This is a genomic window from Pseudomonas sp. A-RE-22, assembly GCF_019956035.1.
In the GTDB taxonomy this organism is placed as follows: Bacteria; Pseudomonadota; Gammaproteobacteria; order Pseudomonadales; family Pseudomonadaceae; genus Aquipseudomonas; species Aquipseudomonas brassicacearum.
Genome location: NZ_JAHBCZ010000029.1, coordinates 1 through 23,487, shown reverse-complemented (window position 1 = coordinate 23,487; position 23,487 = coordinate 1). Strand labels below are relative to the sequence as shown.

Annotated in this window: 28 protein-coding genes, 1 tRNA gene and 3 pseudogenes; 23 read left to right on the top strand and 9 right to left on the bottom strand. The window is 58.5% G+C overall.

Features of this window, described 5'->3' with window-relative positions; all coding sequences use genetic code 11:
* Nucleotides 1-25 precede the first annotated feature (25 nt).
* From KGA89_RS15520 to KGA89_RS15495, 6 genes are read left to right on the top strand one after another with little or no spacing between them, the layout of a single operon-like run.
* On the top strand, nucleotides 26-1,579 hold the full coding sequence (locus KGA89_RS15520) for a sugar ABC transporter ATP-binding protein (RefSeq protein ID WP_043042289.1): 1,554 nt from the start codon (nucleotides 26-28) through the stop codon (nucleotides 1,577-1,579).
* Entirely contained in the window at nucleotides 1,576-2,553 is a 978-nt protein-coding gene (locus tag KGA89_RS15515) for an ABC transporter permease (RefSeq protein WP_223471991.1), read from the top strand. The genes KGA89_RS15520 and KGA89_RS15515 overlap by 4 nt, the downstream gene beginning before the upstream one ends.
* Before the next feature lie 3 nt (nucleotides 2,554-2,556).
* Nucleotides 2,557-3,576: a LacI family DNA-binding transcriptional regulator gene (locus KGA89_RS15510; protein WP_013693779.1), complete on the top strand. Its 1,020-nt coding sequence runs from the start codon at nucleotides 2,557-2,559 to the stop codon at nucleotides 3,574-3,576.
* Between the two features lie 23 nt (nucleotides 3,577-3,599).
* The gene (rbsK, locus tag KGA89_RS15505) at nucleotides 3,600-4,514 is read left to right on the top strand and encodes a ribokinase (RefSeq protein WP_223471990.1); all 915 of its coding nucleotides are present in this window, start codon (nucleotides 3,600-3,602) and stop codon (nucleotides 4,512-4,514) included.
* Nucleotides 4,511-4,915: a D-ribose pyranase gene (rbsD, locus tag KGA89_RS15500; RefSeq protein WP_013693778.1), complete on the top strand. Its 405-nt coding sequence runs from the start codon at nucleotides 4,511-4,513 to the stop codon at nucleotides 4,913-4,915. Before rbsK ends, rbsD begins: the two co-directional genes overlap by 4 nt.
* Before the next feature lie 30 nt (nucleotides 4,916-4,945).
* The gene (locus KGA89_RS15495) at nucleotides 4,946-5,974 is read left to right on the top strand and encodes a nucleoside hydrolase (RefSeq protein WP_003203636.1); all 1,029 of its coding nucleotides are present in this window, start codon (nucleotides 4,946-4,948) and stop codon (nucleotides 5,972-5,974) included.
* 47 nt (nucleotides 5,975-6,021) lie between these two features.
* Here KGA89_RS15495 and KGA89_RS15490 read toward each other — a convergent pair whose 3' ends face one another.
* Nucleotides 6,022-6,219, bottom strand: a complete 198-nt coding sequence (locus KGA89_RS15490) for a hypothetical protein (protein ID WP_003203634.1) — start codon at nucleotides 6,217-6,219, stop codon at nucleotides 6,022-6,024.
* A 128-nt stretch (nucleotides 6,220-6,347) separates the two neighbouring features.
* Here KGA89_RS15490 and KGA89_RS15485 point away from each other — a divergent pair, with 128 nt between their 5' ends.
* Both KGA89_RS15485 and KGA89_RS15480 read left to right on the top strand, forming a co-directional pair.
* Entirely contained in the window at nucleotides 6,348-6,653 is a 306-nt protein-coding gene (locus tag KGA89_RS15485) for a hypothetical protein (RefSeq protein ID WP_003203632.1), read from the top strand.
* 161 nt (nucleotides 6,654-6,814) lie between these two features.
* A complete protein-coding gene (locus tag KGA89_RS15480; RefSeq protein WP_003203630.1) occupies nucleotides 6,815-7,129 on the top strand; it encodes an I78 family peptidase inhibitor in 315 nt (104 codons plus the stop codon).
* A 68-nt stretch (nucleotides 7,130-7,197) separates the two neighbouring features.
* Here KGA89_RS15480 and KGA89_RS15475 read toward each other — a convergent pair whose 3' ends face one another.
* Both KGA89_RS15475 and KGA89_RS15470 read right to left on the bottom strand, forming a co-directional pair.
* A complete protein-coding gene (locus KGA89_RS15475; RefSeq protein WP_003179963.1) occupies nucleotides 7,198-7,410 on the bottom strand; it encodes a cold-shock protein in 213 nt (70 codons plus the stop codon).
* A 289-nt stretch (nucleotides 7,411-7,699) separates the two neighbouring features.
* Nucleotides 7,700-8,002 carry a hypothetical protein gene (locus KGA89_RS15470; protein ID WP_003203628.1) on the bottom strand — a complete coding sequence of 101 codons (303 nt, stop codon included), beginning with the start codon at nucleotides 8,000-8,002 and terminating at the stop codon, nucleotides 7,700-7,702.
* A 369-nt stretch (nucleotides 8,003-8,371) separates the two neighbouring features.
* Here KGA89_RS15470 and thrS point away from each other — a divergent pair, with 369 nt between their 5' ends.
* The 9 genes from thrS (at nucleotide 8,372) to KGA89_RS15425 (ending at nucleotide 15,981) form a co-directional block, all read left to right on the top strand.
* Complete coding sequence (gene thrS, locus KGA89_RS15465; protein ID WP_223471989.1) at nucleotides 8,372-10,294, top strand: threonine--tRNA ligase; 1,923 nt, start codon at nucleotides 8,372-8,374, stop codon at nucleotides 10,292-10,294.
* Complete coding sequence (gene infC, locus KGA89_RS15460) at nucleotides 10,294-10,845, top strand: translation initiation factor IF-3 (RefSeq protein ID WP_169432615.1); 552 nt, start codon at nucleotides 10,294-10,296, stop codon at nucleotides 10,843-10,845. Before thrS ends, infC begins: the two co-directional genes overlap by 1 nt.
* 60 nt (nucleotides 10,846-10,905) lie before the next feature.
* A complete protein-coding gene (gene rpmI, locus KGA89_RS15455; protein ID WP_002553160.1) occupies nucleotides 10,906-11,100 on the top strand; it encodes a 50S ribosomal protein L35 in 195 nt (64 codons plus the stop codon).
* 30 nt (nucleotides 11,101-11,130) lie between these two features.
* Nucleotides 11,131-11,487 (top strand): 50S ribosomal protein L20, encoded by a 357-nt coding sequence (gene rplT / locus KGA89_RS15450; RefSeq protein ID WP_002553161.1) that lies wholly within the window; start codon nucleotides 11,131-11,133, stop codon nucleotides 11,485-11,487.
* A 109-nt stretch (nucleotides 11,488-11,596) separates the two neighbouring features.
* Nucleotides 11,597-12,613, top strand: a complete 1,017-nt coding sequence (gene pheS, locus KGA89_RS15445; protein ID WP_003203624.1) for a phenylalanine--tRNA ligase subunit alpha — start codon at nucleotides 11,597-11,599, stop codon at nucleotides 12,611-12,613.
* A gap of 179 nt (nucleotides 12,614-12,792) precedes the next feature.
* Nucleotides 12,793-15,171 carry a phenylalanine--tRNA ligase subunit beta gene (pheT, locus tag KGA89_RS15440; protein ID WP_223471988.1) on the top strand — a complete coding sequence of 793 codons (2,379 nt, stop codon included), beginning with the start codon at nucleotides 12,793-12,795 and terminating at the stop codon, nucleotides 15,169-15,171.
* A gap of 3 nt (nucleotides 15,172-15,174) precedes the next feature.
* Nucleotides 15,175-15,477: an integration host factor subunit alpha gene (ihfA, locus tag KGA89_RS15435; protein ID WP_002553164.1), complete on the top strand. Its 303-nt coding sequence runs from the start codon at nucleotides 15,175-15,177 to the stop codon at nucleotides 15,475-15,477.
* The gene (locus KGA89_RS15430) at nucleotides 15,458-15,814 is read left to right on the top strand and encodes a MerR family transcriptional regulator (protein ID WP_223471987.1); all 357 of its coding nucleotides are present in this window, start codon (nucleotides 15,458-15,460) and stop codon (nucleotides 15,812-15,814) included. Before ihfA ends, KGA89_RS15430 begins: the two co-directional genes overlap by 20 nt.
* Nucleotides 15,815-15,904: 90 nt before the next feature.
* Nucleotides 15,905-15,981 (top strand) — tRNA-Pro (locus tag KGA89_RS15425).
* 89 nt (nucleotides 15,982-16,070) lie between these two features.
* Here the strand turns inward: KGA89_RS15425 and KGA89_RS15420 are convergent.
* A pseudogene (locus tag KGA89_RS15420) lies at nucleotides 16,071-16,458 on the bottom strand (integrase); the annotation flags it as partial.
* A pseudogene (locus KGA89_RS15415) lies at nucleotides 16,453-18,203 on the bottom strand (DNA cytosine methyltransferase); the annotation flags it as partial. The pseudogenes KGA89_RS15415 and KGA89_RS15420, both read right to left, overlap by 6 nt.
* 207 nt (nucleotides 18,204-18,410) lie before the next feature.
* Here KGA89_RS15415 and KGA89_RS15410 point away from each other — a divergent pair.
* From KGA89_RS15410 to KGA89_RS15400, 3 genes are all read left to right on the top strand, one after another.
* Entirely contained in the window at nucleotides 18,411-18,857 is a 447-nt protein-coding gene (locus KGA89_RS15410) for a hypothetical protein (RefSeq protein WP_223471986.1), read from the top strand.
* Complete coding sequence (locus tag KGA89_RS15405; protein WP_223471985.1) at nucleotides 18,854-19,216, top strand: hypothetical protein; 363 nt, start codon at nucleotides 18,854-18,856, stop codon at nucleotides 19,214-19,216. Before KGA89_RS15410 ends, KGA89_RS15405 begins: the two co-directional genes overlap by 4 nt.
* 104 nt (nucleotides 19,217-19,320) lie before the next feature.
* Complete coding sequence (locus KGA89_RS15400; RefSeq protein WP_223471984.1) at nucleotides 19,321-19,533, top strand: hypothetical protein; 213 nt, start codon at nucleotides 19,321-19,323, stop codon at nucleotides 19,531-19,533.
* On the opposite strand, the pseudogene KGA89_RS15395 reads toward KGA89_RS15400, so the two are convergent.
* Nucleotides 19,530-19,861, bottom strand: a pseudogene (locus KGA89_RS15395) (hypothetical protein). The gene KGA89_RS15400 and the pseudogene KGA89_RS15395 sit on opposite strands and share 4 nt — an antisense overlap.
* Before the next feature lie 99 nt (nucleotides 19,862-19,960).
* Nucleotides 19,961-20,341 carry a hypothetical protein gene (locus KGA89_RS15390; RefSeq protein ID WP_223471983.1) on the bottom strand — a complete coding sequence of 127 codons (381 nt, stop codon included), beginning with the start codon at nucleotides 20,339-20,341 and terminating at the stop codon, nucleotides 19,961-19,963.
* On the opposite strand from KGA89_RS15390, the gene KGA89_RS15385 reads away from it, so the two are divergent.
* A complete protein-coding gene (locus KGA89_RS15385; RefSeq protein WP_223471982.1) occupies nucleotides 20,324-20,557 on the top strand; it encodes a hypothetical protein in 234 nt (77 codons plus the stop codon). The genes KGA89_RS15390 and KGA89_RS15385 overlap by 18 nt on opposite strands.
* On the opposite strand, the gene KGA89_RS15380 is transcribed toward KGA89_RS15385, so the two are convergent.
* On the bottom strand, nucleotides 20,547-20,960 hold the full coding sequence (locus KGA89_RS15380; protein ID WP_223471981.1) for a phage tail assembly protein: 414 nt from the start codon (nucleotides 20,958-20,960) through the stop codon (nucleotides 20,547-20,549). The two genes, KGA89_RS15385 and KGA89_RS15380, sit on opposite strands and share 11 nt — an antisense overlap.
* Before the next feature lie 144 nt (nucleotides 20,961-21,104).
* Here KGA89_RS15380 and KGA89_RS15375 point away from each other — a divergent pair, with 144 nt between their 5' ends.
* Nucleotides 21,105-21,311, top strand: coding sequence for a hypothetical protein (locus KGA89_RS15375; protein WP_223471980.1), 207 nt, complete (start codon nucleotides 21,105-21,107; stop codon nucleotides 21,309-21,311).
* A 60-nt stretch (nucleotides 21,312-21,371) separates the two neighbouring features.
* On the opposite strand, the gene KGA89_RS15370 is transcribed toward KGA89_RS15375, so the two are convergent.
* Complete coding sequence (locus KGA89_RS15370) at nucleotides 21,372-21,734, bottom strand: DUF6124 family protein (protein WP_223471979.1); 363 nt, start codon at nucleotides 21,732-21,734, stop codon at nucleotides 21,372-21,374.
* A gap of 1,157 nt (nucleotides 21,735-22,891) precedes the next feature.
* On the opposite strand from KGA89_RS15370, the gene KGA89_RS15365 reads away from it, so the two are divergent.
* Nucleotides 22,892-23,487, top strand: a 596-nt coding sequence (locus KGA89_RS15365) for a FitA-like ribbon-helix-helix domain-containing protein (protein ID WP_223471978.1), incomplete at its 3' end; no start/stop codon positions are given.

The window sequence follows — 23,487 nt, the reverse complement described above, 5'->3', positions numbered from 1 at the left end:
GGGCGAGCGCATTGGAGAGTTTGTTATGTCCGTTCTCGACCCGAACGCTGTCCTGTGCGTCAGCGGTATCGGCAAGACCTATGCCCAGCCTGTACTGACCGATATCAACCTGACGTTGATGCGCGGTGAAGTGCTGGCGCTGACCGGCGAAAATGGCGCCGGCAAAAGTACCTTGTCCAAGATCATCGGCGGGCTGGTGACGCCGACGACCGGGCAGATGCAGTTTCAAGGTCAGGATTATCGTCCTGGCAGTCGGACCCAGGCTGAAGAGCTGGGCGTGCGCATGGTGATGCAGGAACTCAACCTGCTGCCGACGCTTTCCGTGGCCGAAAACCTGTTTCTCGACAACCTGCCCAACCACGGCGGCTGGATCAGTCGCAAACAATTGCGCAAGGCGGCCATCGAGGCCATGGCCCAGGTGGGGCTGGATGCAATCGATCCCGACACGCTGGTCGGCGAACTGGGGATCGGTCACCAGCAGATGGTCGAGATCGCCCGCAACCTGATCGGCGACTGCCATGTGCTGATTCTCGATGAGCCGACGGCGATGCTGACGGCCCGTGAAGTCGAGATGCTCTTTGAACAGATCACTCGTCTGCAGGCTCGCGGCGTGTCGATCATCTACATTTCCCATCGCCTCGAAGAACTGGCGCGGGTCGCCCAGCGCATTGCCGTACTGCGCGATGGCAACCTGGTTTGCGTCGAGCCGATGGCCAACTACAACAGCGAGCAACTGGTGACCCTTATGGTCGGCCGGGAGCTGGGCGAGCATATCGACCTGGGCCCACGCCAGATCGGCGCGCCGGCGCTGACGGTTAACGGCCTGACACGCTCCGACAAGGTCCGCGACGTGTCCTTTGAAGTGCGCAGTGGGGAGATCTTCGGTATCTCCGGCCTGATCGGGGCAGGGCGCACCGAACTGTTGCGGCTGATCTTCGGTGCCGATACCGCCGACAGCGGCACGGTGGCGCTGGGTTCGCCGGCCCAGGTCGTGAGCATTCGCTCCCCGTCCGATGCGGTGGCCCATGGCATCGCGTTGATCACCGAAGACCGCAAGGGTGAAGGCCTGCTGCTGACCCAATCCATCGCCGCCAACATTGCCCTGGGCAACATGCCGGAGATTTCCAGCGCCGGCCTGGTCAATGGCGATGCTGAACTGGCCTTGGCACAGCGGCAGGTCAATGCCATGCGCATCCGCAGTTCCAGCCCGACCCAGTTGGTGTCCGAGCTGTCGGGTGGCAACCAGCAGAAAGTCGTGATCGGGCGTTGGCTCGAACGCGATTGCGCGGTCATGTTGTTCGACGAGCCGACCCGTGGCATCGACGTCGGCGCCAAATTCGACATTTATGCGCTGCTCGGCGAGCTGACGCGCCAGGGCAAGGCGCTGGTCGTGGTGTCCAGCGACCTGCGGGAGCTGATGTTGATCTGTGACCGGATCGGCGTGCTGTCCGCCGGACGCCTGATCGACACCTTCGAGCGCGACAGCTGGACCCAGGATGACTTGCTTGCCGCCGCATTCGCCGGCTACCAGAAACGTGATGCGTTGCTCAATGAAGCAGCGCCTAGGGATTTTTCATGAAAACCGCATCTGCCGTCGGCAAATCGAGTGGCAACTTCTATGGTCTCGGGACCTACCTGGGCCTGGCCGGCGCGCTGCTGGCCATGGTCGCGCTGTTCTCGGCCCTGAGCAGCCATTTCCTGTCCTATGACACCTTCAGTACCTTGGCCAACCAGATTCCGGACCTCATGGTGCTGGCGGTCGGCATGACGTTCATCCTGATCATCGGTGGCATCGACCTGTCGGTGGGGTCGGTGCTGGCGCTCGCGGCATCGACGGTCAGCGTGGCCGTGCTCGGCTGGGGCTGGAGCGTCTGGCCATCGGCCTTGCTCGGCATGGCCGTGGCGGCGCTGGCGGGTACGGTCACCGGTTCGATCACCGTGGCGTGGCGGATCCCATCGTTCATCGTCTCCCTCGGCGTGCTGGAAATGGCCCGAGGCCTGGCGTACCAGATGACCGGCTCCCGGACCGCCTACATCGGCGACTCGTTCGCCTGGCTGTCCAATCCCATCGCCTTTGGCATCTCACCTTCGTTCATCATCGCCTTGCTGATGATCTTCATTGCCCAGGCAGTGCTGACCCGTACGGTGTTCGGCCGTTACCTGATCGGCATCGGCACCAATGAAGAAGCCGTGCGCCTGGCCGGTATCAATCCAAAGCCTTACAAGATCCTGGTGTTCAGCCTGATGGGCTTGCTGGCCGGTGTGGCTGCGCTGTTCCAGATTTCGCGCCTGGAAGCGGCGGATCCGAACGCCGGTTCAGGGCTTGAGCTGCAAGTCATCGCTGCCGTGGTCATCGGTGGCACCAGCTTGATGGGTGGGCGCGGTTCGGTCATCAGCACCTTCTTTGGCGTGCTGATCATCTCCGTGCTGGCGGCGGGCCTGGCGCAAATCGGCGCTACTGAGCCGACCAAGCGCATCATTACCGGTGCGGTGATCGTGGTGGCAGTCGTGCTCGATACCTATCGCAGCCAGCGCGCCAGTCGGCGGGGCTGAACCATGGCGACGATCAAGGATGTAGCAGCGCTCGCCGGGATTTCCTACACCACCGTGTCCCACGTGGTGAACAAGACGCGACCGGTCAGCGAGGAAGTGCGGCTCAAGGTCGAGGCGGCCATCGAGCGCCTGGACTACGTGCCCAGCGCCGTGGCCCGGTCGCTCAAGGCCAAGACCACGGCGACCATCGGCCTGCTGGTGCCTAACAGCCTCAACCCTTACTTTGCCGAGTTGGCCCGGGGGATCGAGGATTACTGTGAGCGCAACGGCTATTGCGTGATCCTGTGCAACTCCGACGACAACCCGGACAAGCAGCGCAGCTACCTGCGGGTGCTGCTGGAAAAGCGCATCGATGGCCTGATCTTCGCGTCCGCCGGCGGTGATGTCGGCTTGGCCGAGGGGCTGTCCAACGTGCGCACGCCCATGGTGATCGTCGACCGCGGGCTCGAGGGCGTCGACGCAGACCTGGTGCGTATCGATCATGAATACGGCGCTTACCTGGCGACCCGGCACCTGCTGGAGCTGGGTCACCGCGATATCGCCTTCATCGGTGGCCCGGCCAACACCAGCGTGGCGCAAATGCGCTTGGCCGGTTACTGCCGTGCGTTGAAAGAGGCCGGGATCGAGCTGCCCGTCGAGCGCATGCTCGAGAGCGATTTCACCAGTACCGGCGGCTACCGCGCCGCTGCGCAACTGCTTGAACAGCAGCCGCCGAGCGCGATTTTTGCGGCCAACGACATGATCGGCATCGGTGTGCTGCGCGCCGCCGCTGAACGTAACGTGCGCGTGCCCAGCGAACTGTCGGTCATCGGTTTCGATGACATCCAGATGAGCCGTTATGTCTACCCGGCGTTGACCACGGTAGGGCAGTCGATCCTGCAACTTGGCGAGATGGCGGCCGAAGTGCTGCTGCGACGAATTGCGACGCCGGGCCTTGCCACCGAGCAGCGGATCGTGACGCCGAGTATTGTCCTGCGAGAGTCGACTGCACCGCTGTCCGGTACATTCGCCCAATACCGCTGAACCGAATTGATGAGTAGTGATGTATGCCAGCAAAAGTAGTGGTAATAGGCAGCCTGAACATGGACCTGGTAACCCGGGCGCCGCGTCTGCCGCGTGGTGGTGAAACACTGATCGGCGAGTCGTTCTCCACCATCCCGGGCGGCAAGGGGGCCAACCAGGCGGTGGCCGCCGCGCGCCTGGGCGCCCAGGTATCGATGGTCGGTTGCGTGGGCAATGATGCCTACGGCGAACAATTGCGTAACGGGTTGTTGGCCGAGGGCATCGACTGCCAGGCGGTCGGCGTGGTGGAGGGGGCCAGCGGCGTGGCGCTGATCGTTGTCGACGACAACAGCCAGAATGCGATCGTTATCGTCGCCGGTGCCAACGGTGCGCTCACCGCCGAGGTCCTGGACAGTGTCGATGAAGTGCTGCAAAGCGCCGATGTTGTCATCTGCCAGCTCGAAGTGCCGGATGCCACCGTCGGCCACGCCCTCAAGCGCGCTCGTGAGTTGGGCAAAATCGTCATCCTCAACCCGGCGCCAGCCTCGCGGACGTTGCCGGCCGACTGGTACGCCTGCATCGACTACCTGATTCCCAATGAAAGCGAAGCAGCGGTCTTGAGCGAACTGGCGGTGGACTCCCTGGAAACCGCCGAATCCGCCGCGGCGCATCTGATCGCCGCTGGCGCCGGCAAGGTGATCGTGACCCTGGGTGCCCAGGGGTTGATGTTTGCCAACGGCGCCAGCTTCGAACACTTCCCGGCCCCACGGGTCAAGGCAGTGGACACCACGGCGGCCGGAGACACCTTTGTCGGCGGCTTCGCGGCAGCCCTGGCCAGCGGCAAAAGCGAGGTCGACGCGATTCGTTTCGGCCAGGCCGCCGCCGCGCTGTCGGTCACCCGCGCGGGCGCGCAGCCTTCAATCCCCACGTTGCTGGAAGTACAGGCTTTCAAATCATGAAAAAGACGCCGTTGTTGAATGTGGCACTGTCACGACTGATCGCTTCCCTGGGCCATGGCGACAAGGTGGTCATCGGTGATGCCGGCCTGCCCGTGCCGCCCCAGGTCGAATTGATCGACCTGGCCCTGACCCATGGCATTCCTGACTTTGTCAGTACCTTGAAGGTGGTGCTTAGCGAAATGCAGGTGCAAAGCCATGTCCTGGCCGAGGAGATCCTCGATAAACAACCGTCGGCCCTGACGACCCTGGAGGCGCTGCATGCGGAGGGTGCGCTGGGCGAGCGGGAGCTGGTCAGCCATGAACAATTCAAGATCATCAGCCGACAGGCGCGGGCGATCATTCGCACAGGCGAGTGCTCTCCGTACTGCAATATCGTGCTGGTCGCTGGAGTGACGTTCTAACCCTCTTCAACCCTGCACAAGGAGTGCGCCATGCACCGCTATGCTCAGAAAATGCATCAACTGATCCGGAGTCTGCTGCTTTTGTCATTGATCACTGCTACGAGCGCCCAGGCGGCGGAAAAAATCGACCTGATCATCGACACCGATCCAGGGGCTGACGACGTGGTGGCGCTGTTGTTCGCCCTGGCGTCGCCCGAGGAGCTGCATATCCGTGCGCTGACCACCGTCGCCGGCAATGTGCGCCTGGACAAGACCTCTCGCAACGCTCGCCTGGCCCGGGAATGGGCGGGGCGCGAAGACGTGCCCGTGTATGCCGGTGCGCCGAAACCATTGATGCGCACGCCGATCTACGCGGAAAACATCCATGGCAAGGAAGGCCTGTCGGGTGTCACCGTGCACGAGCCGAAGAAAGGGTTGGCCGAAGGCAATGCCGTCAACTACCTGATCGACACGCTCAAGGCGGCCAAGCCACACAGCATCACCATTGCCATGCTTGGCCCGCAGACCAACCTGGCCCTGGCGCTGGTGCAGGAGCCCGATATCGTCCAGGGCATCAAGGAAGTGGTGATCATGGGCGGTGCGCATTTCAACGGCGGCAATATCACGCCGGTGGCTGAGTTCAATCTGTTCGCCGACCCGCAGGCGGCCGAGGTCGTGGCCAAGAGCGGCGTGAAGCTGACGTACCTGCCGCTGGACGTGACCCACAAGATCCTCACCAGCGAAGCGCGCCTGAAGCAGATCGCGGCGCTGAACAACAATGCCAGCAAGCTGGTGGGCGATATCCTCAACGAATACGTCAAGGGCGACATGGAGCACTACGGGATGACGGGCGGGCCGGTGCATGACGCGACGGTGATTGCCTATCTGCTCAAGCCGCAGTTGTTCACTGGTCGTTCGGTCAATGTCGTCGTGGACAGTCGCGAGGGCCCGACGTTCGGGCAGACCATCGTCGACTGGTACGATGGCCTGAAAGCACCGAAGAACGCGTTCTGGGTGGAAAACGGTGATGCCCAGGGCTTCTTCGACCTGCTGACCGAGCGCCTGGCGCGCCTCAAGTAACCTGCCTGGCTATGCGCCCGCAGGTTGGGCCTGCGGGTGCGTGAGTATCAGTCCACGGCGTCGACCACGCTCGGGTAGCGTTCGAATGCCTGCTGGATGAAGTTGCGGGCGACCTCCGTCCCCAGTTCCCTCACCAGCAATTCTATGCCGATGATTGCCAGTTCCTCGGGGCTGCTCGGGCTATAGGAGCTATGGCCCTCCGACCATTTGGCATTGATGGTGGCTTCGATGCTGACGGTGCTCATGGTAGGGCTCGCGAGTTGGAGGGCTGTAAGTGGAGTTAAGCATTTTTGCCCCCGGTTTGGCACTGCGACTTAGGCATTGGAGGAGGGCTGTGCGACACTCTTTTTTTTGTTTTTAAAGGAGCCCCGCCGTGCAGATCGATTTGAACGCTCCGGATGGCCTGACCCTCGAGGCGGTTCGCCAATTACTGGCTTCGGCCAGTGATGACGAGCATACCCAGCTGCGCGTGACCAAGGGCGGTATCGCCTATTTGTCCTCGGGTGTGGTCGGTGGCGCTGACATCGATGGTTTGCTGTTTCGGCTCGAGACCTGGGCGAAGGGCTCGGGATACGTCGGGCGGGTCGCTGCCAGCGACGAGGTCTGGGTCATGCAGATATACAATGCGCTGAAGGATAACTGGCCCAATCCTCCGTTCGATTACATCGACGTTTATTGAGCGGCGTTCATATCCAGTCACGATTCATGTCTGAACAGCGGTAGCGGCTCAGGCAAACTGCTGGTTTTCCGGATGAGCCAGACCGAGGGCTGTGGTGTTGAAACCAAGCGCCGTTTGGGTTGTCGCACGCTCTCTGTTTATTTATCGAAAAAGGAGGCTTCATGCCTTGGAAGCTCGCGTCATTGAGTACTCTGTTGGCTGCGGTGGTCTTGAGCGGTTGCAGCAGCACCTCGGAATCGACCCCCGAACCCGTGGCGACCGAGACCGGTCACAGCCGCTGCGAAGCAAAGGGCGCCGAGTTCGCCATTGGCAAGCAGGCCTCGCCACAATTGCTGGAGCAGGCTCGTACCCGTGCCGGCGCGCAGATTGCCCGGATCCTCAAGCCCAACGACATGGTGACGCTTGAGTACCGCTCCGATCGCCTGAACCTCAATACCGATGCCAACCTGGTAGTCAACCGGGTGAACTGCGGCTGACAGGCGGTTTTCAATCGCCCACAAAAAACCCCGTCACATGGACGGGGTTTTTTTAGTGCGCCGAGAAATTACTCTGGGCGAACCTGTGCAGCTTGCATACCCTTTTGGCCTTTCTCAGCCACGAAGGAAACGGTCTGGCCTTCTTTCAGGCTTTTGAAACCGTCGCTTTCGATAGCTTTGAAGTGTACGAACAGGTCGTCACCGCCACCTTGAGGAGTGATGAAGCCGAAGCCTTTTTCATCGTTGAACCATTTAACGGTGCCGGTTTGGCGATTAGACATGGTGTATCTCCAAGAAACATATATTTTCAGTGTACTGTGCTGCTCAGGCCAACTGGGCACACCCGGGTATCATAGTCGAAATGTTCGATTTGGGACCCCCCCAGACGCGCTGTTTGCCAATCAGTCGTGTTTACTTTACTGCCTTTACCCGCTGAAAGGCCCGGTTTTAAAGGCTTTCAGCCGAAAGTAAAGACGATAAAAAAAGCTGTAAAACCTGAATAAATCGTTCAAAAAAGCCTGAAATCAGAGCTTTTCAACCCTGCCGGGCCTGTTCAGGAACCCTGCTTTCTCACTTTTTCGCCTTGTTGTCGGCCTTGCATTTTGCGATCTCCCCCAGTGCCTTTTGCTGCAGCTGTGGGGTGGCCTTGTTGTCCATCAAGGCCTGGATGTCCGCGGCTGGATAGGACTTGATCGCATCGGCGCCACAGGCGCAATGAGCCTTGGCAGCGGCCGGGCCGATCTGGGGCGTTGCCGCCTCGGTGCATTGGGCCATGTATTTTTCGCGCTCGCCTTTGGGCCAGTCGGCATGGGCGGTCAGTGGAAGCAGCAGGGCGAGGGGGGCGACTACTGCAAACAATGTATTGAGACGCATGCGAAGATGCTCCTTTCGGGTCGATGTCTTGATATCTGAGGCGTTGCGCTCGGTTCAGTTCAGCACTCTGGCATAAAAACCCTGGATTTACGCCTGCTTCAATTCCAGCGCGGCGATGACCGTTCATCTGTGCTAGCATGCCGGGCTCGGGTATTTCCAGGCTGCGGATGACAACTCGTCCCGGCGGCAAATGTTCGAATAACCCTGATTTGAATCCCAGTCACTCTGGTTCGGTTTTCCGGTTGGCCGCAAGGCTCCTGCCGCTGTAAGGCAGGCGTTCGTCATTGAATGGCCTGGACTGGATCTTGTACTGGCTCATCCCAACCCACGTGACCTTTGGTAGGGGTCACCACTAGGAGAGGAGGCGCCATGCCAACTATTACTCTTCCCGACGGCAGTCAACGTTCATTCGATCACCCGGTTTCCGTAGCCGAGGTCGCCGCATCCATCGGTGCGGGCCTGGCCAAGGCCACCCTGGCCGGCAAGGTCAACGGCAAGCTGGTCGACGCCAGTGACGTCATCGACAGCGACGCCACGCTGCAAATCATCACGCCAAAGGATGAAGAGGGGCTGGAGATCATTCGCCACTCTTGCGCGCACCTGGTCGGCCATGCGGTCAAGCAGCTGTACCCAAGCGCGAAGATGGTCATCGGGCCAGTCATCGACGAAGGCTTCTATTACGACATCGCCTTCGAGCGTCCTTTCACGCCGGAAGACATGGCGGCCATCGAACAGCGCATGCAGCAGCTGATCGAGAAAGATTACGACGTCATCAAGAAAGTCACCCCGCGCGCCGAAGTCATCGAAGTCTTCAAGGCCCGTGGCGAGGACTACAAGCTGCGTCTGGTGGAAGACATGCCGGACGAGCAGGCCATGGGCCTGTACTACCACGAAGAATACGTCGACATGTGCCGTGGCCCGCACGTGCCGAACACGCGTTTCCTGAAGTCCTTCAAGCTGACCAAGCTGTCCGGCGCCTACTGGCGTGGCGATGCGAAGAACGAGCAGTTGCAGCGCGTCTATGGCACTGCCTGGGCGGACAAGAAACAACTGGCGGCCTACATCCAGCGCATCGAAGAAGCCGAGAAGCGCGATCACCGCAAGATCGGCAAGCGCCTGGGCCTGTTCCATACCCAGGAAGAGTCCCCGGGCATGGTGTTCTGGCACCCGAACGGCTGGACCCTGTACCAGGTGCTCGAGCAGTACATGCGCCAGGTCCAGCGTGAGAACGGCTATCTGGAAATCAAGACGCCGCAAGTGGTGGACCGCAGCCTGTGGGAGAAATCCGGGCACTGGGCCAACTACGCCGACAACATGTTCACCACCCAGTCGGAAAACCGCGACTACGCCATCAAGCCGATGAACTGCCCATGCCACGTGCAGGTGTTCAACCAGGGCTTGAAGAGCTACCGCGAGCTGCCGATGCGCCTGGCCGAGTTCGGTGCCTGCCACCGCAACGAGCCGTCGGGTGCGCTGCACGGCATCATGCGCGTGCGTGCATTCACCCAGGACGATGCACACATCTTCTGCACCGAAGAGCAGATGCAGGCCGAATCCGCCGCCTTCATCAAGCTGACCATGGACGTCTATCGCGACTTCGGCTTCACCGAAGTCGAGATGAAGCTGTCCACTCGTCCGGAAAAACGCGTTGGCTCCGACGAGCTGTGGGATCGCGCCGAAGCGGCCCTGGCCGCCGCCCTTGATAGCGCGGGCCTTGCGTACGACCTGCAGCCGGGCGAGGGGGCCTTCTACGGTCCGAAAATCGAATTCTCGCTGAAAGATTGCCTCGGTCGTGTGTGGCAGTGTGGTACCTTGCAGCTCGATTTCAACCTGCCGATCCGTCTGGGCGCTGAATATGTGTCCGAAGACAACAGCCGCAAGCACCCGGTCATGCTTCACCGCGCGATCCTCGGTTCGTTCGAGCGTTTCGTCGGGATTCTGATCGAACACTACGAGGGCGCGTTCCCTGCGTGGCTGGCGCCGACCCAGGCAGTGGTCATGAATATCACTGATAAACAGGCAGATTTTGCCGCCGAAGTCGAAAAAACTCTCAATCAAAGCGGATTTCGTGCCAAGTCCGACTTGAGAAATGAAAAGATCGGCTTTAAAATCCGCGAGCATACTTTGCTCAAGGTTCCCTTTCTCTTGGTTATTGGAGATCGGGAGGTCGAGATGCAGACTGTCGCTGTGCGTACTCGTGAAGGTGCTGACCTGGGCTCGATGCCCGTCGCCGAATTCGCTGAGTTTCTCGCGCAAGCGGTTTCCCGGCGTGGTCGCCCAGATTTGGAGTAATTATTATTAAGCGTGAAATGAGACAAGATAAACGAGCTGCACCGAAAGCCCCGATCAACGAGAATATCTCGGCACGCGAGGTTCGGTTAATTGGCGCTGACGGCGAGCAGATTGGCATCGTCTCGATTGATGAAGCGCTTCGTATTGCTGAAGAAGCCAAGCTTGATCTGGTAGAAATTTCCGCAGACGCAGTCCCACCGGTTTGCCGGGTGATGGACTACGGCAAGTCGATCTTCGAGAAGAAGAAGCAGATTGCCGCGGCGAAGAAAAACCAGAAGCAGATTCAGGTAAAAGAAATCAAGTTTCGTCCAGGGACGGAGGAAGGGGATTACCAGGTAAAACTGCGCAACCTGGTACGTTTCCTGAGTGACGGGGACAGGGCCAAGGTATCCTTGCGATTCCGCGGCCGTGAGATGGCCCACCAGGAGCTGGGGATGGAACTCCTCAAGCGGGTTGAACAAGACCTGCTCGAGTACGGTTCGGTCGAACAGCATCCTAAGATGGAAGGACGCCAGCTGATCATGGTCATCGCCCCGAAAAAGAAGAAGTAATCACCAGGGCACGGCAGGCCTTGCGATTATGTTTATCAACTGAATGCGGAGTATCCGAACATGCCAAAGATGAAGACCAAAAGTGGTGCTGCTAAGCGGTTTCTGAAAACTGCTAACGGTATCAAGCACAAGCACGCTTTCAAGAGCCACATCCTGACCAAAATGTCGACCAAGCGTAAGCGTCAACTGCGCGGTAGCAGCTTGCTGCATCCGTCTGACGTGGCAAAAGTCGAGCGCATGCTGCGCCTTCGTTAATTTTTGGATCAAGAATAGAGGAAGTAACTCATGGCTCGTGTAAAGCGTGGCGTCATTGCCCGTAAGCGTCACAAAAAAATTCTGAAACTTGCTAAAGGCTACTACGGCGCGCGTTCCCGCGTATTCCGTGTTGCCAAGCAAGCGGTAATCAAGGCAGGCCAATACGCCTACCGTGACCGTCGTCAGAAAAAACGTCAGTTCCGCGCTCTGTGGATCGCTCGTATCAATGCTGGTGCTCGTGTTAACGGTCTGTCCTACAGCCGTTTCATCGCTGGCCTGAAAAAAGCGTCCATCGAGATCGACCGTAAGGTTCTGGCTGATCTGGCAGTGAACGAAAAAGCGGCGTTTGCTGCGATTGTCGAGAAAGCTAAAGCCACCTTGGCTTAAGTACCCCCGGCAGTCACCGGGGCCTACATCTGTGGGCCCAGGTGTCGAACGTCATAAATAGGGGAAGAGCCTTAAAGCTCTTCCCCTATTTCGTATCTGGAGTCTGTACATGGAAAACCTGGACGCGCTGGTCGCTCAAGCACTAGAGGCTGTGCAAAGCGCTGAAGATATCAATGCCCTGGAGCAAATCCGGGTTCACTACCTTGGCAAGAAGGGCGAGTTGACTCAGGTGATGAAGACCCTGGGGAACCTGCCAGCCGAAGAGCGTCCGCAGGTCGGTGCGCTGATCAACGTTGCCAAGGAGCGTGTCACAGAGGTCCTCAATGCGCGCAAGGCGTTGTTCGAGGAGGCGGATCTGGCTGCCAAGCTCGCCGCCGAGTCCATCGACGTGACCCTGCCTGGCCGTGGCCAGACTTCCGGTGGCCTGCATCCGGTGACCCGGACGCTGGAACGCATCGAGCAGTTCTTCACCCACATCGGCTACGGCATTGCCGAAGGCCCTGAGGTCGAAGACGACTACCACAACTTCGAAGCGCTCAACATCCCAGGCCATCACCCGGCCCGGTCGATGCATGACACTTTCTATTTCAACGCGAACATGCTGTTGCGCACCCATACCTCGCCGGTACAGGTCCGCACCATGGAATCGCAACAGCCGCCGATCCGCATCGTCTGCCCAGGCCGTGTGTACCGCAGCGACTCCGATATCACCCACTCGCCGATGTTCCACCAGGTCGAAGGCCTGCTGGTTGATCGCGACATCAATTTCGCCGACCTGAAAGGAACGATCGAAGAGTTCCTGCGGGTGTTCTTCGAAAAAGAACTGGCCGTGCGTTTCCGGCCTTCGTACTTCCCGTTCACCGAGCCATCGGCTGAAGTCGACATGGAGTGCGTGATGTGCAGCGGTAAAGGCTGCCGCGTCTGCAAACAGACTGGCTGGCTGGAAGTCATGGGCTGCGGCATGGTTCACCCGAACGTGCTGCGTATGTCCGGGATCGATCCGGAAGAGTTCTCGGGCTTTGCCTTCGGCATGGGCGTCGAGCGCCTGGCCATGCTGCGTTACGGTGTGAATGACTTGCGCCTGTTCTTCGACAACGACTTGCGATTCCTTGCGCAATTTCGCTAGGGCTTGTACGAAAAGTCGCCGAGCGGCGATCAGGCAAGGCGAAAACAGGCGAGGAAGCGGAGTCTACTGGTTGTAAATGAGCATTCCGAGCCTGTTTTCAACGCAGCATGATCGTCGCGCAGGCACTTTACGTACAAGGCCTAGGTCGCAGTCCGTAACGAATCTATTAGGGGAGCAGGATGAAATTCAGTGAACAATGGCTGCGCGGCTGGGTAAGCCCGCAGGTAAGTCGGGACGAGCTGGTTGCTCGCCTGTCGATGGCCGGCCTTGAGGTCGATAGCGTCACGCCGGCCGCCGGTGATTTCAGCGGTGTGGTAGTGGGCGAGGTGCTGGGCACCGAGCAGCACCCAGACGCTGACAAACTGCGGGTTTGCCAGGTCAGCAATGGCGCGGAAACCTTCCAGGTCGTCTGTGGCGCGCCCAACGTGCGCCCGGGCCTGAAGATCCCGTTCGCCATGATCGGTGCCGAACTGCCGGGCGACTTCAAGATCAAGAAAGCCAAGCTGCGCGGCGTCGAGTCCAACGGCATGTTGTGCTCCCAGGCCGAGCTGCAGATTGGCGAAGGCAACGATGGCCTGATGGAACTCCCGGCGGATGCGCCGGTTGGCCAGGACATCCGTGAATACCTGGGCCTGGACGATGCAAGCATCGAGGTCGACCTGACACCGAACCGTGGCGATTGCCTGTCCCTGGCCGGCCTGGCCCGTGAAGTCGGCGCGTTGTATGCCGCTCCCGTGACGCGTCCCGTGGTTGCGAGCGTGCCGGCTGTGCACGACGAAGTGCGTTCGATTGAAGTCCTGGCGCCGACCGCGTGCCCGCGTTACCTGGGTCGTGTGATCCGTAACGTCGACCTGTCCAAGCCGACGCCGCTGTGGATGGTCGAGCGCCTGCGTCGCGCCGACGTGCGTAGCATTGACGCCGCTGTCGACATCACCAACTATGTGATGCTGGAGCTGGGTCAGCCGCTGCATGCGTTCGATCTCGCCGAAATCAACGGTGGCATCCGCGTACGCATGGCCGAAGAGGGTGAGAAGCTGGTGCTGCTCGACGGCCAGGAAGTGACCCTGCGCAGCGACACCCTGGTGATTGCCGACCACTCCCGTGCCCTGGCAATCGCTGGCGTAATGGGCGGCGAGCACAGTGGTGTCTCCACGACGACCCGCGATGTGTTCCTGGAAAGTGCGTTCTTCGACCAGATCGCCGTCGCTGGCAAGGCCCGCTCCTATGGCCTGCACACCGATGCCTCGCACCGTTACGAGCGTGGCGTGGACTGGCAACTGGCCCGTGAAGCCATGGAGCGCGCCACAGGCCTGCTGCTGGACATCACGGGTGGTGAAGCCGGCCCGATCATCGAGACGGTCAGCGAACAGCACCTGCCCAAGATTGCCCCGGTCACCCTGCGTGCCCAGCGCATCACCCAGATGCTGGGCATGGAAATGGACCCGGCCGAAGTCGAACGCCTGCTCAGCGCCTTGGGCCTGAACATCAGCGCCGATGGGGTAGGGCAGTGGCGTGTCGAAGTGCCAAGCCATCGCTTCGATATCAGCCTGGAAGTCGACCTGATCGAAGAACTGGCCCGCTTGTACGGTTACAACCGCCTGCCGGTTCGCTACCCGCAAGCACGCCTGGCCCCACAGGCCAAGGCTGAAGCTCGCAGCGACCTGCCGGAACTGCGCCGCCTGTTGGTGGCCCGTGGGTATCAGGAAGCGATCACCTACAGCTTCATCGATCCACGCCAGTTCGAGCTGTTCAATCCGGGTGTCGAGCCGCTGTTGCTGGCCAATCCGATTTCCAACGACATGGCCGCCATGCGCTCGTCCCTGTGGCCAGGCCTGGTCAAGTCGCTCCAGCACAACCTGAACCGCCAGCAGGATCGCGTGCGGCTGTTCGAAAGCGGCCTGCGTTTTGTCGGTCAGCTGGAAGGCTTGAAACAAGAGCCGATGCTGGCCGGTGTCGTCTGTGGCAGTCGCCTGCCGGAAGGCTGGGCGCAAGGTCGCGATGTCGTCGACTTCTTCGACGTCAAGGCTGACGTCGAAGCGGTGCTGGGCTTCGCCGGCGCGCTAGACGCATTCACTTTCGTCCCGGGCAAGCACCCGGCGCTGCACCCGGGGCAGACCGCGCGCATCGAACGAGACGGGCGTGAAGTCGGCTATGTCGGTGCCATTCACCCGGAATTGTCGAAAACCCTGGGCCTTGATCGTCCGGTCTTCGTTTTCGAGCTGGTCCTGGCCGAAGTGGCGCTGGGGAAAATGCCGAAATTCCAGGAGTTATCGCGCTTTCCTGAAGTGCGTCGTGACCTTGCGTTGCTGGCCGACCGTGACGTTGCTTCCAGCGCTGTGCTGGACGTAATCCGTGAAAATGCAGGCGAATGGCTCACGGACCTCAGGCTATTTGACGTGTATCAGGGTAAAGGCATTGATCCGCATAGAAAAAGCCTTGCAGTTGGCTTGACCTGGCAGCATCCATCGCGCACTCTTAATGACGATGAGGTGAATACCGCAACGCAGAATATCCTCACCTCGCTCGAAAACAGGTTGAACGCCACGTTAAGGAAGTGACGTATGGGGGCTCTGACGAAAGCTGAGATGGCGGAACGTCTGTATGAGGAGCTGGGCCTGAATAAACGGGAGGCCAAAGAATTGGTCGAACTGTTTTTCGAAGAAATCAGGCACGCTCTGGAAGACAACGAACAGGTCAAATTGTCCGGTTTCGGCAATTTCGACCTGCGGGACAAACGCCAGCGGCCTGGCCGCAATCCGAAAACGGGAGAAGAAATCCCGATCACGGCTCGCCGTGTGGTCACCTTTCGTCCAGGGCAGAAGTTGAAGGCCCGAGTTGAGGCTTATGCTGGAACCAAGTCATAACGACGAACTACCCGTCATCCCGGGCAAACGCTACTTCACCATTGGTGAAGTCAGCGAGCTGTGTGCGGTAAAACCGCACGTGCTGCGCTATTGGGAGCAGGAGTTTCCTCAACTCAACCCGGTCAAGCGCCGCGGAAACCGTCGGTATTATCAGCGCCAAGACGTGCTGATGATCCGGCAGATCCGCGCGCTGCTCTATGACCAGGGGTTCACCATCGGCGGAGCGCGTCTGCGCCTCTCCGGTGATGAGGCCAAAGACGATACAACCCAGTACAAACAGATGATCCGCCAGATGATCGCCGAGCTTGAAGATGTTCTGCTGGTGCTCAAGAAATAAATTTCTGCTTTTAAATACTTCCAGTTTTCAAAAGCTTGCGATATATTCCTGAGCGTTCCGCTGAGACGCGGAACAAGATTCACGCCTAGTCGGGGCGTAGCGCAGTCCGGTAGCGCACTAGCATGGGGTGCTAGGGGTCGAGTGTTCGAATCACTCCGTCCCGACCATATTTACTGAGTAAAATCAGGCACTTAAGCCGATCAACTAGATCGGCTTTTTTGTGCATGCGCAAAACCCGCGCAAAACTTGCGCAAAACTAACCGGTGATTTCGCTGATATTCAGGTCGGGTATTGCCTCCGACCACACGATATCGGCGTGATCCTTCTGGTAGTTCCTGGTCATGCTCTCGCTGGCATGGCCCGCGATTATCTGCCCGTCCTTTCCGGCTTCTGATACAGGTGCAGCGACAGCGCACGCACTTCGTGGAAGCCCGGCATTTTCTCTTCTTTCCATCCCTTGTAACAACCCGCCGCTTCCCGGGCCTCTTTGAAGGCTCGCGTCAAATATCGTTCTTCGACCTGCGTCCAGTGGTCCTTGGTCTGCGCCTGCTTCTGTTTCAGGCGATCAGGGCGCCGATGGAAAAAGGGGATGCGATATCATCCCGGCACCGGCTGATGACGGCTTGGAGTTCTTCGGTCAAGCGATCCTTGGTGTTGATGGTCGGCGCCGGTGCATCACAGGAGCTGATGTTCTCCGTGCCGTAGTAGCTGATCAGGAGCGCGGCCACCCGCCGCACGCCGGCGTCATGCTCTGGCGAGAGCTTCAGCGAAACCATCGAGCTTTTCCCGCCACCTCCGGCTGTGACTGTTGGCGCGGGGTCCTCCAGGCCCTGGCCGACGCTGGCGCCGAAGGCCCGCTCCATGAGCGCGCTGACCATCCCGTGATGCTCGCCGCCGGCGTTGATAGTGCGCAGCGGGTTATCACCGCCCGGCCGCCGCAATTGCCGCGCAGGTGCACCAGGTTGGCCGACGTCAGTTGCTGCTGGCTGCCGGTGTTGGTCACCGTGGTCAGCGGCTCGTCCATGCCCTTTGCAAACGTGGTGTTAAAGCCGCCGTTCATCTGGGCCATGAAGGCGGTGGCTACAGCGCGGTGGTTTTGGGTCATCAACGTGCCGACAGGCTGATCCGCCGCCGTTGGCTTCCCGCCGGGACCTCCGGCCCGACCAGTGCCGACGTCGTCAGCGCGTGCTTGATGCCACCTGCTACGACGGTCCCCGGTGGCTGACCAGGGCCGGGGCGCGCGGCTCTTGCCCGGGGCGTTCGCCATAACCCGACTGGATGAGTGTCGGACTGATAAGCGTCAGCTCGCCGCGGTTGGCACGCGTCACGGTGTGCAATGGCACCATGGGATCGTTGACCCTGTCGCTGCCCTGATGCGTGGCTGGCACGCTGATCGGGCTTGCCATGGCGAAAGAACCGCTGGGGGGGGGCAACTGGTGATGGTGCGCAGCGGTTCAGCCGATGATTGCGCCAGTTCACCCTACCAGTTAGCGATTGGAGCAATGAACGGCGCAGGGTTATCAATGACGAACTTCGTCTTGCCTTTTGCAACGCGGCGCAGGGTGGTCGGGGCCAAGTCCTTCTTGCGGCTGAAGATGCTCTTGCCCAGGTCGCTGAAGTCGATGCAGTTGGCGGCGGTCTTCAACTTCTGCTGGCCCTTGACCGGGTTCTTCGTGTGGGTTGGCTCTGGCCACATGATCGGCTGCCCATCGCACCGGGCGATCATGAACAGGCATTCCCAGCTGGTTGGGGGGCGAAGTCGCATGCCTTGATTACGCGCCACTCCACGGCATAGCCCTGGCGCTTCAGTTCGGCAACGAACACCGCCCATGTATGCCCGCGGCGCTGCGGGTCGGGGACCAAGAATCGCTGGTGAACCGGAACCACCTCGCCTGGGTGCTGCGATGTCGCCGCCAAGTTTCACGACGCGGCCGGTAACCTTGCAGCGCTTGGCAATCAGCGGTCCCCACTGAAGGATCGGCTTCACGTTTTCAAGGCTGATGACGCGTGGCATCTTCTTGCCGGCCCACTTGAGGCCGATCCACGACAGGTTCTGGATCTCGCGCTTGCGCGGCTGTCCGCCGGCGGCCTGACTGTGATGCGTGCGGTCCCGCGAAATGTGGAACTAGCCAACGGCCTTACCACCACACTCGGTGTCTGGGTCGCCGTCGAACACGTCGATGGTGAAGTGCGCCGCGCCCGGGTGATTCACGGTGTGCATGCTGATGGCCTGCGGACTGTGGTTTTTCGCCGCGTTCACCGTGCGGCCTAGGCCTATTTTCAGCCCGGTACCAGCACCGCCGCCACCGCAGAAGAAGTCGACCACGATCTCGTCATCCTAAGGGTTGAAGCTGAGTCCGTATTGGGTTTTGAAGTCGAAAGAGTGTTTTTATGGGCGTGTATGGCGGTTTCTCGCGGTTTAGCGTGGTAGGGGTGAAACGCAGGAGTCAGGCTAGAAATGCTAAGTGCTTTAGAGGCGAAATAGGTGGTGTAGGGTTAGAGTTGTGCATTGCCTACGCTTGAAGCAGGCTCTGGGCGGCGGTATCATTGTTTTTATGATTGCCTCATTCTTGTTTGAGTTGCATGGATGTTCTAAATGGAAATTAGTTGGGATACGGCGAATAAGGTAGGTATTGTCTTTACCGTTGTTGGTACGGTGTTTACCGTTGTAACCTATTATTTGGTCGGTGCACTTAAGAAGCAATTAAAAAAGAAAGAGCGCTTGCCGGATGCACATAAAACTTTGAATGATATTTTGCCGGCTTTTAGACGTATTATTACTGATTGGGATGACTCAAAGGCCAGAGATGCCTTGGAGATAATCTATAGTATTAAAGGGCATGTTCAAAATATCCGGCCTAATTTAAATAGGTTGGAAAAAAACTCAGCAGATAAAGTGATTTTCCTTATAGATAGGCGTCGATGGCTGTTCTTCAAATCTCCCGTTACGAGTGATGTTTGCTGGGATATTCATGGGGAATTACATACCTTCGTTGCTTTGCTTGAAGGGCTTACGAAAGATAATGAGGCGCAAAGAGTATGAGGGATGTTAAAGCAGCAAATATGGCGGTTCGCCTCATAGAGGAAACGTCCAGAAATCTTATTCAGTGGAAAATAGGTGATGTGCCCTCTACACTCACCACGGGTACCGGCAACTACTTTTCTTTATTTGTTGAGACTTTTTTTAAGGATACGCGCATTGCTTTGTATGAGGTTAAATATCGGCATTTTACCGATGAGGACAGCTTTTACTGGTGCGAAACTGTTGTAATGGCGATACTTGATCAGTTTGATAGGGTCATTTGGGAGTCGGAAAGCGATGAGCCTGAGATTAGAGAGCTTTATCGTTTGATTCGAAGGTCGGTTGGAGGAGTTGATCGACTCCTTAACTATTTTCGGTGACTGATAGCTGAATTACAGGTGCCGCCCTCCGTGACCGGTGGTGGCAATTTGGTTTAGGGTATTACGGGGTGGGGGCGACATGGGACCGGGCAAAGGAGAGCTGTATGAACGCGCGCGAATATTACGAACACAGCCGTAGGCTTTGGGCTGTAGTCGATGCCAGAAATAAAGCTGTTGACGATTTTGTAGCTGATAACCCCGATCTAAATGGTGACGGCGTCTATGAAAGGTTCTGGGAGCTACAGAACGAAGCCACCAAGGCGATAGGCGACGTCCAATATTTCCAGGAAAACAACCGTCACAAAGTCACACGCTAAACCGGCGGCAGAGTTTCGTCGCCCATATCGGCAGTAAGTTCGGCCATGCTCTTTTCGTAAAACTCCCGCGACACCTTTTCGCTTGGCTCATAAGGTGTCGTGACACATCGAGGCATCTTGGCTTGGCCCTCGAAGTCCGCCGCGATCAGGTTCATCAGCAGCCTCTGGTGGACGTCCTGTTGGTTGTTGATGCTGTGGACTTTCATGACCCGCTGAAGGTCCGGCTTGAACACGCCAGCGACCTCAACCGTGAACTTCTTGACGCCCAGGGCGGCAGCTTTCGGCGCTGCTTGGGGGCTTCCGCCGTCGGCTGCTGTGTTTCGGCCATGGCCTGCTCCTTCGATTCCACTGGCCAGCGGTGCCAGCCAGGTCTGTCGTTTGCGTTGTTGGGAGCGGAAACGTCTCACGCTGCTACTTTCACCTGGTGCTAGGTGTCGGCGGCGTAGAACAGCTTCGCGGCCTGGGCTTCATCCATCGAAACCTCATCTGGGATGGTGATCCAGTCTGACGCCACCAGGTGGTTGGGGGTCGCGCTGTTGCGCAGCTCCAGGTAATAATGCTCGATGGCGTCGGTCAGCCGCTCGATCTTATAGATGTCCTCGGGCGAGAGCTCGACCGACTTGATGTGCTCGTCGCGGCGCTCGCCTCGGCACATAGCGGCGATGTAGATCCTCCAGCGGTAGGAGAGATCGAAGATGGTGTTGGCAACAGCCACGCTTCGGATCTGCCGCCAGCTCTTCCAGTTCACCATTGCCTGGCTACCACTTGGGTCGATATTCACGACCGCGACGTGGTTGGTCCTGAGCAAAGCCTACGCACCGCCCACATCGTTTATGCACTGGCCATCGGCGCCGGTGTGATCTGGCTTGCCTGGCTGTGCCTGGTGCATTTGCCGTTGTGGGCGGCGGTGTTGGCGTTCTGTTTTGGGCTGTCGCTGCTGGCCTTGGCTGTCGCCCCTTTGGCGGCGGGCGGCGCGTTGCTGGCGGGGCTGGTGGTGGGGGTTGTGGCGCTGATCAGCCACTGACTTTGTCGGCCAGTTCGAGTCGGCGATTGATTTCGCGCTGACACACCTCTACCCAGCGCCAGAGCTTCACCAAGTCGAGCTGGGCGATCTCAGAGGGCTGCATCCTGAGTGCCAGCAACAACGCTTCGCCCCAGGAGGCAGCAAGGTCACGTGCGGCTGCCATTTCCCGTAACACCTCGGTGGCTAGCCGGGAGTCGGCGATGTCGAATTCGCGCAGGTCTTCGAGGGTGATGCCCAGCATCTTGGCCACCAGTCGGTCTTCCATGACGCCTTCGTCTTTGGTCACTGCTTGCGCCGCGGTGATGTCTTTGCGTTTGAGGCGTTTGATGGGCAGTGTCGAGATCTGTTCGCCGTTGGCGCTGGTGAACGGGAAATTGAGGGTAAAGGTCAGTGCGTCGGCCATCGTCTTGCTCCAGGTCGATCGGTGAGATCGGTTGCTCTTTGGTTGAGCCCTGATGATGACGATGCGCCTGGATACTGGCTTTTAATCGGATTTAAAGAGACGATTTGGGCTGCATAGCAAGCTGCAACCAAAACCGGAGACCGGATGGAAGACGAAATCACGATTGAAATTGAAGGCGTGCAGCACACCGCTTTGTACAGCGTGTTCAATGACACCTTGACGGTGTCGCTGCCTGACGGAAGCCAACGTTCCACCGAGCTTCGTGGGCTTAGCCCTGTCAGTGCCGCGAGGGTTCACCTACGTGCTTACATTGGCCGTGTTGCTGAACAGAAGAAGCAAGAGATCTTGTAGTGCTTGCTGATTCTTTTGTTGTGAGGGCGCTTGCGGCGCCCCCACAACGCTACCTGGCGATTACCCAGGCTTGTGGTTGTCCAGTACCCGATTGACCGCTAACTCACTCAACATGATGACCCGTTGCAGCACCAGCATCGTTTGGCGTCTTGGGCCGTCCGTTACGTCGGTGAGGTCGCTGACCATCACGCTGGCGGATGCCAAGGATTGGCACGCCTCAACGAGCAACGTTTCGTCATCCACCGCTGCGTCGATGGTGAAGATCGTGCTGGGCTTGCGGGGCTGTATCTGCGTTTTCGTTGCCCCGGGGTTCAGGTAATGCTTGAGCGCGCGGTCTGCCACTTCTTTCAACTTTTCGGGGTCGAGAGAGTCGCCATAGAGTACCGAATCGATATCCGGGGGGTTGGGAGTTACTTTGAACATAATTGACAATCCTATATTGGAGCTGCAACCGTTCTCTACTAAAAGAAGGGTGGCGGCTGTACGCAGGTTAGTAGACCGGCAGGATTGGCAAAACCCGGCGCGCCCGAGGACGCCCTGCGCACAACCACCATTTAGTGCAGGCATATAAATGACCTGACTGAACGGTGCTTAAGCACTTCACCAAACCTGATGGGCTACTAAACCCGACCACTGATGGGCAGTGGCAGGTAAACGATAGAGGTCAGGGGCAAAGCACACAAGCCAGTGGATTCTGATGCATGCGTAAGTAAGGACGCAAGGTCTCGTAGCCTTTAGGGCGTAATGTGGAATGTATTTAAACGTGTCGCGCTGGATACGTTTACGGCAATTAAACGGATCGAACTTTTCTTCGTTATTTCTTGAGGCTGTATTGGCGTAAATACAGTGTCTTATGAGGCGCTTCGGGATCATCGATATTAAACGAGATCAGGCCGTAGATAATACGCTGGCGGATACGTTGAGGGATTTGCCTACATCTGACCGCAGCAACGACATGCTTTCTCGGCAGAGGGTTTGAGGTTGGAGTCGATCTTGGGTGATTGGCTTCGGCCTTCAATAGCACTTGAAGGGCTTTGAAGGATGCTTGGCGGAGGGAGGCGGCTGTACGAGGTCACCGGCTGAAAGATCGCACTCAATGCAGTGGGTTGAACCTCGCACAGCTACCATAAAGCTCTGGCGGTTTAAAAGATGGCACTGTACGCCGGTGTGGACCGGGGATGTGCAATGCCGGAGTGCCCAGGGGGCCCGGCGTACAGCGCCATCAAACATCGGGCGGAGCGACCTGTTCCTTCATAAGAGGTACCTAAGTACGACCGCAGGCTGCTCCGCCCGGTCACCGTAAGTGGTGACGGGGAATACGATACCTTGGGGCTATGGATGCGCTGCCGGGGGATTCTATGGTGGTTGTAGGGAATGGCGCTGAAAGATGTAGCCCTTCCTCCCCGAATTTCTTGAAGATCGATCCGTCAGAATTTCAGCGCTTCAAAGCTTGTCCTTTGGAAGAAAATGTCGGATAGTGTCAATTCGCCCTCAAAACGAGGGCTTTTTTTCGCCAATAATGACTTCATTTTGACTTCAGAATGAAGTCATTGAGGCGCAGACGTCCAGGAGAGACTGTTATGGCGAGAATAAATATCCGCGAGCTACCAGATCACATTCACCAGGCGATTAGTGAATCTGCCATCAAAAACAATCGATCCACTGAAGGCGAAGTCCGTTCGATACTGCAAAGCTACGTATCGAGCTTAGAAGCTAAACCGGCGATGGCCGAAACCTACCGCCAGTCTTGGCAGAAGGGTTTTGGGGATCGCCTGGATCAGTTGCTCGGGTGCGTGCGCAGAGATCAAGTTTTTCCGATCACGGAACCTCAAAGCGTCGCTGACATAGCACGAGCTATTGGCGAAGAATCGCCTGCGAATTTCCTGGACTGCTTGGACGGCCTTAGCTCGCCAACCTTTGACATGTTGGATCGTATTGTTGCTTGGTCCGGCGGGTCCCACAGTTGGTTACTGAGCGGTATGGGCACGGTCTTTCCTGTCGAGAACATCGGCAATAAATATCAAGATTTTTTCCTGTACGACCGGCACAGCAAAGACGTCACCTTCTACCTACTACGCATCTGCGGAGGTCGCTCTGATGGAATGCTTTTGTGCATTCGGCACGACAGCGCAAGCCAAACCTACGCCAGTGGCTATATTTCCGAACACTTTATGCT

Coding starts and splice junctions, on each gene's coding strand:
- pheS (WP_003203624.1), top strand. CDS start 11,597: ATGGAAAACCTGGACGCGCTGGTCGCTCAAGCACTAGAGGCTGTGCAA.
- KGA89_RS15375 (WP_223471980.1), top strand. CDS start 21,105: ATGGAAGACGAAATCACGATTGAAATTGAAGGCGTGCAGCACACCGCT.
- rbsD (WP_013693778.1), top strand. CDS start 4,511: ATGAAAAAGACGCCGTTGTTGAATGTGGCACTGTCACGACTGATCGCT.
- KGA89_RS15510 (WP_013693779.1), top strand. CDS start 2,557: ATGGCGACGATCAAGGATGTAGCAGCGCTCGCCGGGATTTCCTACACC.
- KGA89_RS15410 (WP_223471986.1), top strand. CDS start 18,411: ATGGAAATTAGTTGGGATACGGCGAATAAGGTAGGTATTGTCTTTACC.
- ihfA (WP_002553164.1), top strand. CDS start 15,175: ATGGGGGCTCTGACGAAAGCTGAGATGGCGGAACGTCTGTATGAGGAG.
- KGA89_RS15480 (WP_003203630.1), top strand. CDS start 6,815: ATGCCTTGGAAGCTCGCGTCATTGAGTACTCTGTTGGCTGCGGTGGTC.
- KGA89_RS15515 (WP_223471991.1), top strand. CDS start 1,576: ATGAAAACCGCATCTGCCGTCGGCAAATCGAGTGGCAACTTCTATGGT.
- rplT (WP_002553161.1), top strand. CDS start 11,131: ATGGCTCGTGTAAAGCGTGGCGTCATTGCCCGTAAGCGTCACAAAAAA.
- KGA89_RS15495 (WP_003203636.1), top strand. CDS start 4,946: ATGCACCGCTATGCTCAGAAAATGCATCAACTGATCCGGAGTCTGCTG.
- KGA89_RS15490 (WP_003203634.1), bottom strand. CDS start 6,219: ATGAGCACCGTCAGCATCGAAGCCACCATCAATGCCAAATGGTCGGAG.
- rpmI (WP_002553160.1), top strand. CDS start 10,906: ATGCCAAAGATGAAGACCAAAAGTGGTGCTGCTAAGCGGTTTCTGAAA.
- KGA89_RS15470 (WP_003203628.1), bottom strand. CDS start 8,002: ATGCGTCTCAATACATTGTTTGCAGTAGTCGCCCCCCTCGCCCTGCTG.
- pheT (WP_223471988.1), top strand. CDS start 12,793: ATGAAATTCAGTGAACAATGGCTGCGCGGCTGGGTAAGCCCGCAGGTA.
- KGA89_RS15430 (WP_223471987.1), top strand. CDS start 15,458: ATGCTGGAACCAAGTCATAACGACGAACTACCCGTCATCCCGGGCAAA.
- KGA89_RS15475 (WP_003179963.1), bottom strand. CDS start 7,410: ATGTCTAATCGCCAAACCGGCACCGTTAAATGGTTCAACGATGAAAAA.
- KGA89_RS15370 (WP_223471979.1), bottom strand. CDS start 21,734: ATGTTCAAAGTAACTCCCAACCCCCCGGATATCGATTCGGTACTCTAT.
- thrS (WP_223471989.1), top strand. CDS start 8,372: ATGCCAACTATTACTCTTCCCGACGGCAGTCAACGTTCATTCGATCAC.
- KGA89_RS15520 (WP_043042289.1), top strand. CDS start 26: ATGTCCGTTCTCGACCCGAACGCTGTCCTGTGCGTCAGCGGTATCGGC.
- rbsK (WP_223471990.1), top strand. CDS start 3,600: ATGCCAGCAAAAGTAGTGGTAATAGGCAGCCTGAACATGGACCTGGTA.
- KGA89_RS15380 (WP_223471981.1), bottom strand. CDS start 20,960: ATGGCCGACGCACTGACCTTTACCCTCAATTTCCCGTTCACCAGCGCC.
- KGA89_RS15405 (WP_223471985.1), top strand. CDS start 18,854: ATGAGGGATGTTAAAGCAGCAAATATGGCGGTTCGCCTCATAGAGGAA.
- KGA89_RS15400 (WP_223471984.1), top strand. CDS start 19,321: ATGAACGCGCGCGAATATTACGAACACAGCCGTAGGCTTTGGGCTGTA.